This is a genomic window from Patulibacter sp. NPDC049589 (assembly GCF_040675535.1).
In the GTDB taxonomy this organism is placed as follows: Bacteria; Actinomycetota; Thermoleophilia; order Solirubrobacterales; family Solirubrobacteraceae; genus Patulibacter.
On record NZ_JBFAPC010000196.1, the window covers coordinates 1 to 9302 of the forward strand.

At 74.2% G+C, this 9302-nt stretch carries 10 protein-coding genes; 9 read left to right on the forward strand and 1 reads right to left on the reverse strand.

Features of this window, described 5'->3' with window-relative positions:
• The 7 genes from AB0L40_RS24305 to folK form a co-directional block, all read left to right on the forward strand.
• On the forward strand, window positions 1-706 hold a 706-nt coding region (locus tag AB0L40_RS24305; protein ID WP_364360790.1), incomplete at its 5' end, for an ATP-binding protein.
• A gap of 56 nt (window positions 707-762) precedes the next feature.
• The gene (hpt, locus tag AB0L40_RS24310) at window positions 763-1311 is read left to right on the forward strand and encodes a hypoxanthine phosphoribosyltransferase (protein ID WP_364360792.1); all 549 of its coding nucleotides are present in this window, start codon (window positions 763-765) and stop codon (window positions 1309-1311) included.
• A 234-nt stretch (window positions 1312-1545) separates the two neighbouring features.
• Window positions 1546-3528 carry an ATP-dependent zinc metalloprotease FtsH gene (gene ftsH / locus AB0L40_RS24315; protein ID WP_364360794.1) on the forward strand — a complete coding sequence of 661 codons (1983 nt, stop codon included), beginning with the start codon at window positions 1546-1548 and terminating at the stop codon, window positions 3526-3528.
• A 183-nt stretch (window positions 3529-3711) separates the two neighbouring features.
• The gene (gene folP / locus AB0L40_RS24320; RefSeq protein WP_364360796.1) at window positions 3712-4557 is read left to right on the forward strand and encodes a dihydropteroate synthase; all 846 of its coding nucleotides are present in this window, start codon (window positions 3712-3714) and stop codon (window positions 4555-4557) included.
• The gene (gene folB / locus AB0L40_RS24325) at window positions 4550-5104 is read left to right on the forward strand and encodes a dihydroneopterin aldolase (protein ID WP_364360798.1); all 555 of its coding nucleotides are present in this window, start codon (window positions 4550-4552) and stop codon (window positions 5102-5104) included. Before folP ends, folB begins: the two co-directional genes overlap by 8 nt.
• Complete coding sequence (locus tag AB0L40_RS24330) at window positions 5101-6006, forward strand: thioesterase family protein (protein WP_364360800.1); 906 nt, start codon at window positions 5101-5103, stop codon at window positions 6004-6006. The genes folB and AB0L40_RS24330 overlap by 4 nt, the downstream gene beginning before the upstream one ends.
• On the forward strand, window positions 6003-6554 hold the full coding sequence (gene folK / locus AB0L40_RS24335; RefSeq protein WP_364360802.1) for a 2-amino-4-hydroxy-6-hydroxymethyldihydropteridine diphosphokinase: 552 nt from the start codon (window positions 6003-6005) through the stop codon (window positions 6552-6554). Before AB0L40_RS24330 ends, folK begins: the two co-directional genes overlap by 4 nt.
• 21 nt (window positions 6555-6575) lie before the next feature.
• Here the strand turns inward: folK and AB0L40_RS24340 are convergent, their stop codons facing one another.
• Window positions 6576-7319, reverse strand: a complete 744-nt coding sequence (locus AB0L40_RS24340) for a glutathione S-transferase family protein (RefSeq protein ID WP_364360804.1) — start codon at window positions 7317-7319, stop codon at window positions 6576-6578.
• A gap of 35 nt (window positions 7320-7354) precedes the next feature.
• On the opposite strand from AB0L40_RS24340, the gene AB0L40_RS24345 reads away from it, so the two are divergent.
• Together AB0L40_RS24345 and AB0L40_RS24350 are read left to right on the forward strand one after the other, a co-directional pair.
• Window positions 7355-8119, forward strand: a complete 765-nt coding sequence (locus tag AB0L40_RS24345; RefSeq protein WP_364360806.1) for a type III pantothenate kinase — start codon at window positions 7355-7357, stop codon at window positions 8117-8119.
• 125 nt (window positions 8120-8244) lie between these two features.
• Window positions 8245-9291 carry a tRNA-dihydrouridine synthase gene (locus AB0L40_RS24350; RefSeq protein WP_364360808.1) on the forward strand — a complete coding sequence of 349 codons (1047 nt, stop codon included), beginning with the start codon at window positions 8245-8247 and terminating at the stop codon, window positions 9289-9291.
• The last annotated feature ends 11 nt before the right edge of the window (window positions 9292-9302 follow it).

Sequence of the window (9302 nt, forward strand, 5' to 3'; positions counted from 1 at the left end):
CGCGACCGGCTCGCCGGCCTCCTGGGCCCGGGACGCCCGGCGCCGTGCGCTGCGGGGGGCCGCCGACGCCTGGGGCGGCCCCGGCACGCCGGTGCTCGTCGCCCACACCGCCGGCGACCAGGCCGAGACGGTGCTCCTGCGCGCGATCTCCTCGCCGGGGACGCGCGCGCTGGCGGGCATCGCGGAGCGCGACGACGCCCGCGGGGTCCTGCGGCCGCTCCTGGCCGCGGGCCTCACGCGGGAGGAGACGGGCGCCTGGTGCCGCGACCGGGGGCTGACCTGGACGGACGACCCGACGAACCCCACGACCCCGCGCGGGCGGGTCCGGGCCCTCCTGACGGAGCTCGAGCGCATCGACGGACGCGCCCCGGCCGCGCTGGTCCGCACGGCGGCCCTGGCCCGGGAGGACGAGGAGGCCCTGGCCGCGGCGGCGGCGCAGCTGCTGGCGTCGGCCGGGGTCCCGCCGGACGGGATGGGGGAGGCGGCGCTGCGCGCGGCGCCGGTCGCGCTCGGCCGGCGGGTGCTCCGCACGCTCGCCGAGCGGGCGACGGGCGCGGGCTGCCCTCGGGCCGGGGCGCGGCTGGAGGAGGTCCTGGCCCTGCGGCCGGAGGGGAGCGCCGCCGCCGCGCTGGACCTCGGGGACGGGGCCCGCGCGGTCCTCCGGGGCGGCGTCGTGCGCTGCGTCCCCACGCCACCGCGGGCGTGACCCCGGAGGCCGGCCGGGGGCGCCGGACCGGGTGCGGGGGACTAGACTCCCGCCCCGTGCGCGACCCCAACATCGGCGAGATCCTCATCCAGGCGGACGAGCTGCAGGCGCGGATCGCCGACCTCGGCGTCGAGATCAGCCGCGACTACGAGGGTCGCGAGATCCTGATCGTCTGCGTCCTGAAGGGCGCGGTGCTCTTCGTGGCGGACCTGATGCGCCAGCTGACGGTCCCGTGCGAGGTCGACTTCATGGCGGTCTCGTCGTACGGCTCGGCGACGCGCTCCAGCGGGGTCGTCCGGATCCTCAAGGATCTCGACGGCTCGATCGAGGGCAAGAACGTCCTCATCGTCGAGGACATCATCGACTCGGGGCTGACGCTCCAGTACCTGATGCGCAACCTCCGCTCCCGCGGGCCGGCCTCGATCGAGGTCTGCTCGCTGCTGACCAAGCCGAGCCGCCGCGAGGTCGAGGTGCCGATCCGCTACACCGGGTTCGAGCTGCCGGACCGCTATGCCGTCGGCTACGGGCTGGACCTCGCCCAGCGGTACCGCAACCTGCCCTACGTCGCGGCCCTCACGGACGCTGCGATCGCCGCCGCCTCCTAGCGCCGCGGCGCCGTTCTGACGGCCGGACCCTCTGTGGCGGTCGTCACGGGACCGGTCGTCCCAACGATCGTCCGGGTCGCGAACCCCGTGGTGGACGGGCCGTGGTGGCCCAGGAGAGGGTCGGCGAGCACGGGCGAACACCGACCCGGCCCGCCGGTTACAGGCGCGTTGCTACGCTAGGCGCCCGGCTTCGCTCCTCGCTCATCGTGAGGGGGACCGCAGCCGGTCACCCATATGAGCCGGTTCTTCAAGAGCGCCCTCTTCCCCATCCTGATCGTGTTGTTGCTGGCGTTCTTCGCCCAGCAGCTGTTCTCGAATCAGAATCGCGAGAAGTACACCTACGGAGAGTTCACGGAGCAGCTCGCCACTCCGGGCACGATCAAGAGCGTCGTCATGAAGACGAAGGACAACGCGCTCGAGGTCGAGACCCGGAACGACAAGAAGTTCGAGGTCGGGTACGTGCCCGACGCGGGGGCGCAGGTGCAGTCCACGCTCTCCGCATCGCTCAAGAGCGGGGCCATCAAGTCCTTCGACGTGAAGTCGTCGAAGACCTCGGGCCTGCTCTCCGCCCTGATCTACATCATCCCGTTCGTCCTGATCCTGGGCGTCTGGTTCCTCATCATGAACAACGTTCAGGGTGGCGGATCGAAGGTGATGCAGTTCGGCAAGTCGAAGGCGAAGCGGATGTCGCCCGACACGCCGAAGATCACCTTCCGCGACGTCGCCGGCGCCGACGAGGCGGTGGAGGAGCTCCACGAGATCAAGGAGTTCCTCGAGAACCCGAAGAAGTTCCAGGCGCTCGGCGCCCGGATCCCGAAGGGCGTCCTGCTCTTCGGCCCTCCGGGCACCGGCAAGACCCTCCTGGCCCGCGCCGTCGCCGGCGAGGCCGGGGTGCCGTTCTTCTCGATCTCCGGCTCGGACTTCGTCGAGATGTTCGTCGGCGTCGGCGCCAGCCGCGTCCGCGACCTCTTCGAGCAGGCCAAGCAGAACTCGCCCTGCATCATCTTCATGGACGAGATCGACGCCGTCGGCCGCCACCGCGGCGCCGGCATGGGCGGCGGTCACGACGAGCGCGAGCAGACGCTGAACCAGCTCCTGGTGGAGATGGACGGCTTCACGATGACGGACAACATCATCCTCATCGCGGCCACCAACCGCCCGGACATCCTCGACCCGGCGCTGCTGCGCCCGGGCCGCTTCGACCGCCAGATCGTCGTCGACCGCCCGGACCGCAAGGGCCGCGCCAAGATCCTCGACGTCCACACGCGTGGCAAGCCGCTGGCGCCGGACATCGAGACGGAGGCCCTCGCCGGCCAGACGCCGGGCTTCACCGGCGCCGACCTCGCCAACCTCGTCAACGAGGCCGCCCTGCTCGCCGCCCGCTCGGGCAAGAAGCAGATCGGTCAGCACGAGCTCGAGGAAGGGATCATGCGCGTCATCGCCGGTCCCGAGAAGAAGACCCGCGTCATGACCGAGAAGGAGCGGGAGATCACGGCGTACCACGAGATGGGGCACGCCTTCGTCGGCCACTTCCTCGAGCACGCCGACCCGGTCCACAAGATCTCGGTCGTCGGGCGCGGCCAGGCGCTGGGCTACACGATCTCGATGCCGTCCGAGGACAAGTTCCTCACGACGCGCCAGCAGCTGCTGGACCAGATGGCGATGACCCTCGGCGGTCGCGCGGCGGAGGAGATCTGCTTCGGCGAGATCACCACCGGCGCGTCGAACGACCTCGAGAAGGTCACCGGCTCGGCCAAGCAGATGGTCATGCGCTTCGGCATGAGCGAGCGCCTCGGCCCGCGGGTCTTCGGCCACGACGCCGGGCAGCCGTTCCTGGGCCGCGACATGGGCTCGACGCCGGACTACTCCGACGAGATCGCCCGCGAGATCGACGACGAGATCCGCCGGATCGTCGAGGACGCGCACCAGCGCGCCACCGACATCCTCAACGATCACCGCGAGCTCCTGAACACGATCTCCGAGGTCCTGATCCGTCGCGAGACCATCGAGCGCAGCGAGTTCCTCGCCCTGCTCGACGGCCGCCACGAGGACGACGTCTTCGACGACGAGCCGCCGGCGCCCGCCTCGGGTCTCCCGGCCGCGGCCGAGGACGAGGCCGCGCGCTCCGAGCGCCCGGCCCCGCGCCCGCTGCCCCGCCCGGGCCTCGGCACGGCGATGGACGCCGGCGACGGCGTCCGCGGGTACCGCCGGACCTGATCCGGCGGGCCGCCCGCCGGCCCACGCAGCATCGTCACGACGGCGGCCTCCGGGCCGCCGTCGTCGTTCCCGGGCCGGACTCCGCCGCCGCCCCGGCCCGCCGCCGAGCGCTCGCCCCCGCATCCCGCCCGGGCCCCGACGGCCGAGACCGGGCCCGCGCGCGGCGACGACTAGGCTCGGCCGATGCCCGCGCCCTTCGCCGTCATGGGGATCGTCAACGTCACGCCGGACTCGTTCTCCGACGGCGGCGAGTGGTTCGACACCGACGCGGCGGTCCGCCACGGGATCGAGCTCGCCGCCGCGGGGGCGACGATCCTCGACGTCGGCGGCGAGTCGACCCGGCCCGGGGCGCCCGCGGTCGCGGTCGAGGAGGAGCTGCGCCGGGTCGTCCCGGTGATCCGGGGCCTCGCGGCCGCCGTCCCCGCAGCGGTCCTCTCCGTCGACACGACGAAGGCCGCGGTCGCCCTGGCCGCGCTGCAGGCCGGCGCCACGTACGTCAACGACGTCTCCGCGCTGCGCGCCGACCCGGAGATGCTCGACGTCGTCGTCCAGCACGGCGCGCGCTGCTGCCTGATGCACATGCAGGGCGACCCCCGCACGATGCAGTCCCAGGCGCGCTACGACGACGTCGTCGACGACGTCCGGGCGTTCCTGGAGGCCCGGATCGCGGCGGCGGTCGCCGCCGGCGTGCCGATCGAGCGGATCGACGTCGACCCCGGCATCGGCTTCGCGAAGACCCAGGAGCACAACCTCGAGCTGCTGCGGCGACTGGACGAGATCGTGGCGATCGGCCCGCGGGTCGTCGTCGGCACGTCCCGCAAGAGCTTCCTCGGGCGGCTGACGGGCCGCGACGACCCCCGCCAGCGGCTCGCGGGCACGATCGCGACCAACGTCCTGGCGCTCGCCTCGGGCGCCCGCGTCTTCCGCGTCCACGACGTCGGTGCCGTCCACGACGCCCTGGCCGTGGCCGCGCACGTGGTGACCGGGGACCGCGGGGACGCTGGTGCTAGCGTGGCGCGCCATGGATGACGAACGCGACGAGCGTGCTTCCGACGAGGGCGACGACGGCCGGGGTGGCCGGAACTTCGATCCGCGCGACGCCGATCCGCGGGCGGACGACGCCGCGGGCGCGGCGGACGTCGACGCCGACGTCGAGGAGGACGAGGAGGACGACGACGACCTCGAGGAGCTCGACGGCGAGGAGCGCGACGAGGTCACGGTCGAGATCCGCGGCCTCTCCCTCTACACGCACCACGGCGTCTCCGCGGCCGAGCGCGAGATCGGCCAGCGCCTGCTCGTCGACCTGCGGATGGCGGTCGTCGACTGCGACGCCGTCGTCACCGACCGCGTGGCCGACACCATCGACTACGGCGAGGTCTGCCAGCTCGTCGCGCTCGTGGCCCAGCAGCGCTCCTACAAGACGCTCGAGCGGCTCTGCGCGGCGATCGCCGACCGCGTCGTCTCCGACTACGGCGCGGAGGAGGTCTGGGTGAAGTGCACGAAGCCCGAGCCGCCGATCCCGCTGGCGGTCGAGGAGGTCTCCGTCGAGCTCTGGCGGGCGGGGGACGGGGCTTGAGCGCCCGCGCGTCGGGCGCCGTCCCGACCGCGTTCGCCCGCGCCACGGCCGTCCGTCCCGTCGACGCGTCGCAGCCCGGGCTCTGGGCCGCCGACGTCGATCCCGGCTGGGACGCCCCGACGGGCCCCAACGGCGGCTACCTCGCCGCCGTCCTGGTCCGGGCGATGGAGGCCGAGCTCGCCCCGTCCGGCGAGCGGCGCCTGCGCTCCCTCACCGTCCACTACCTCCGCGGCGCCCGGGTCGGCCCGCTCGAGGTCGAGGTCCAGGTCGTGCGCACGGGCCGCCGCCTGGCCTCGCTGCGCGCGACCGCGCGCCAGGACGGCCGGGAGGTCCTCCTGGCGCTGGCGGCGTTCGCCACGCCCGGCCTGGAGTCCGCCGCCGAGTGGGGGCCCACCGCCCCCGACGCCGGGCCGCCGCCCGCGCCGGACGCCCCGGCCGTGCCGGTCGACCGCTACCGGCCCGACGCCGCGGCCTGGATCGCCCCGTTCCCGGGCATGCCGCCGATCACCAGCCAGCTGCGGCTCTCGCCCCGGCTCGGCGGGCTGCCGTTCTCCGGCCGGCTGCCGCGGGACGGGGCCGCCGCGGAGACCGGCGGCTGGATCGGCTCCCCCGAGGACCAGCCGATCGACGCCGCCTACGTCGCCCAGCTCACCGACTTCTGGTGGCCGCCGACCTTCGAGGCCGTGACGTCCCCCGTCGCGGTGCCGACGATCGACCTGACGATCCACGTCCGCGCCGACCTGCCGCCCGGCGGCCTCCCGGCCGCCCCGGTGCTCGGCCACTACCGCTCCGCGGCCGCCGAGGGTGGCCTGGTGGAGGAGGACGCGAGCCTGTTCCTCCCGGACGGCACGCTCCTGGCCCAGTCCCGGCAGCTCGCCCTGATCGCGCCGGTGCGCCCGTGAGCGCCCCGCTCGCCCCCGGCGAGGTCGTGGGCTACCTGGGCCTCGGCACCAACGTCGGAGACCGCCGTGCGCAGCTCCAGGCCGCCGTGGACGCCCTCTCCGGCCACGGGGTCCGCGTGCTCGCCTCCTCGGCCACGTACGACACCGATCCGGTCGGTGACGTCCTCGACCAGCCGGACTTCCTGAACGCCTGCGTCCGGATCGCCACCGCGCTGCCGCCGGAGGACCTCCTGGACGCCTGCAAGGCCGTCGAGCGGGACCACGGCCGGACGACCGACGTGACCTCGCCGGACTACGTGCGCCACGGCCCGCGGCCGATCGACGTCGACCTGCTGCTGCTCGGGGACGCCCCGTACCGCTCCGAGCGCCTGACGCTGCCCCACGCCCAGGTGACCGAGCGCCGGTTCGTCCTGATCCCGCTGCTCGAGCTCGACCTCGGCCTGGCGCTGCCCGACGGCACCCGCCTGGCGGAGCGCCTCGAGCGGCTGCCGTTCGACGAGGGGGTCCGCCGCTCCGGCGACCCCCTGCGAGTCCCGGACGCGGGCTGACGGCTCGGGGGTCGGCTCGGCTCAGGCGCGCAGCGCGCGCAGCCACTCATCCGGGAACGCGCCGGCGGGCACGAGGCCGTCCCAGTCGGGGAACACGCGCAGCGCGAGCGTCCCGGCCGGGCGGGCGCGCAGCGGCCCGTCCAGGTCCTCCATCGTCATCAGCAGCCGCAGGGTCGCGGCGATCTGCAGGTCCGCGGCGTTGACGGTCGGGCCGCCCAGCGTGCCGTCCTGCAGCCAGCCGTCGATGCGGTCCAGGTGGCGGGGCAGATCCTGCAGGTCGGCGCGCACGCCGGCGTCGGTCGAGCGGTTCACGCGGCGCTCGATCGCGACGATCGCCGGCGTCAGCAGCGGGCGGATCGCCGCGGGCAGCGGCAGCCGCGAGTGCTCCTGGAACGACGGGATCGCCGTCGGCAGCCGGTCCAGCGCGCACCAGAGGACGCGGCGGCCCACGGGCTGCAGCGCGTCCTCGCCCCACGCCTCGGCCGCCAGCACGCGCTCGCGGGCGGCCGGGTCGGCGGGGAGGAGGGCGGGGGAGGGCACGAGCTCGTCGAGCCGCCGGAGGATCTCCCGGGACCCCGAGAGTCGCTCGCCGCCGTCGAGCCGGAGCGCGGGGACCGTGCGCCGGCCGAACAGCAGCTTCTGCACCGGGAAGTGCGCCGCGGGCGGCAGCTCGGCGACCCGGTGGTCGATCCCCTTGAGCTCGAGGGCGCGCTCCACGGTGGCGCACGGATGGGATCCGTGGACGACGAACAGGGTGGCCGGCATGCGCCGAGCATAGGGGCGGGTGATACTGCAGGGCGATGCTCCTCGTCGTCGACGTCGGCAACACCCAGACCCACTTCGGGACGTTCCGCGGGACGGACCTGGTCGAGCACTGGCGCTTCGCCACGGTGCGCCAGTCCACGGCCGACGAGCTGGGCGCGAAGCTCAGCAACCTGCTCGAGCTCCGCGGCATCCACACGGCGGACATCACGGCCTCGATCGTGTCGTCCACGGTGCCGCAGCTCGCCGACGAGTGGCGCGGCATGTCCGACCGCTACATGGACCACGAGATGGTCGTCGTCCGCCAGGGCATCAAGACCGGCATGGCGCTGCGCTACGACAACCCGCGCGAGATCGGCGCCGACCGGCTCGTCAACGCCGTGGCGGCCTACGAGCGCTTCCAGGGCGCCTGCGTCGTCGTCGACTTCGGCACCGCCATCACCTACGACCCGGTGTCGGCGGACGGCGAGTACCTCGGCGGCATCATCAGCCCCGGCGTCGAGATCTCGCTCGAGGCGCTGACCTCGCGAGCCGCGGCGTTGCCCCGGATCGACCTCGTCGCCCCGAAGCAGCTGATCGGCAAGTCCACGATCGAGGGCATCCGCTCCGGCGTCATCTACGGCTTCGCCGGCGGCGTCGACGCGATCTGCGAGCGCCTGATGGACGAGCTCGGCCGCGACATCGACCTGATCGCCACCGGCGGCCTGGCGCGCAGCATCGTCCCGCACTGCCGGACGATCGACGAGGTCGACGACATGCTGACGCTCACGGGCCTGCGGCTCCTCCACGAGCGCAACAGCTGAGAAGCGGTGCGGGCCCCGACCCGTGCGTCGCGGATCCGAGTCGCGTCCCGGGGGCGGCGGGGCACGGCCCACCCGCGGTCGTCGCCTGCATAGCGCTCGGCGAGCCGCGATACCCTGGGCTGTCCATGGCAGCCGCGCCGCTCACCGACTCCTGGACCCTCGGCGGTCTCACGGTCCCCAACCGGGTGACGCTCGCGCCCCTGGCCGGGATCGGCAACTGGGTCGTCCGGCTGCAGGCCAAGCGCTACGGCGCCGGCTACGCGGTCTCGGAGATGGTCTCCTCCTTCGCGATCCACCACCGCAACGAGAAGACCCTCCGCGACCTCCTGCGCTTCGAGGAGGTCGAGCGCGAGGGCGGCCCCGTCGCGATCCAGCTGTTCGGCCAGGACCCCGAGGTCATGCGCTCCGCCGCCGCCTACGTCGCCGAGCACGTCGCCGTCGACGTCATCGACCTGAACATGGGCTGCCCGGTGCCGAAGGTGATCAAGACCGGCGCCGGCGCCGCGATGCTCAAGGACCCGGACACCGCCGTCGCCGTGGCGCGCGCGGCCCGCGAGGGCTCCGGCCTGCCCGTCACGGTGAAGCTGCGCTCCGCGACGAAGAAGGACGGCGAGACGGACGGCTACGCGCTGGCCACCCGCCTGGTCGACGAGGCCGGCGTCGCGGCCATCGGCTTCCACCCGCGCAGCGCCCAGGTCCACCACAAGGGCACCCCGGACTACGACCTGGCGGCGAAGCTCGTCCAGGAGCTTCCGGTCCCGATCGTGCTCTCCGGCGGCCTCCACGACGACGCCCAGACGCTCGCCGCCTACGAGCAGGTCGCCCCGGCGGCCGTGATGCTCGCCCGCGGGGCCCTGGGCAACCCGTGGCTGTTCTCGTCGCTGCTCGGCCTGCGCGACCGCACCCCGCCGACCGCCGACGAGGTCGTCGCCGAGTTCGAGTGGGTCCTGGACCGCACCATCGAGCACCTCGGCGCCGAGCGCGCGGGGCGCTACCTGCGCAAGCACTACCCCTGGTACGTCGAGCGGCTGGCCGAGGCCGCGACCGCGGCCGGGGACGGCACCCGCGTCCTGCCGGACAAGGCGCTGCAGTCCGCGCTCCAGGGCTCCGAGGACATCGACGCCGCCCGCGTCCTCGTCCGCGACGCGGCCGCGGCGGCCGTCCTGGCCTGACCGCCGGCGCG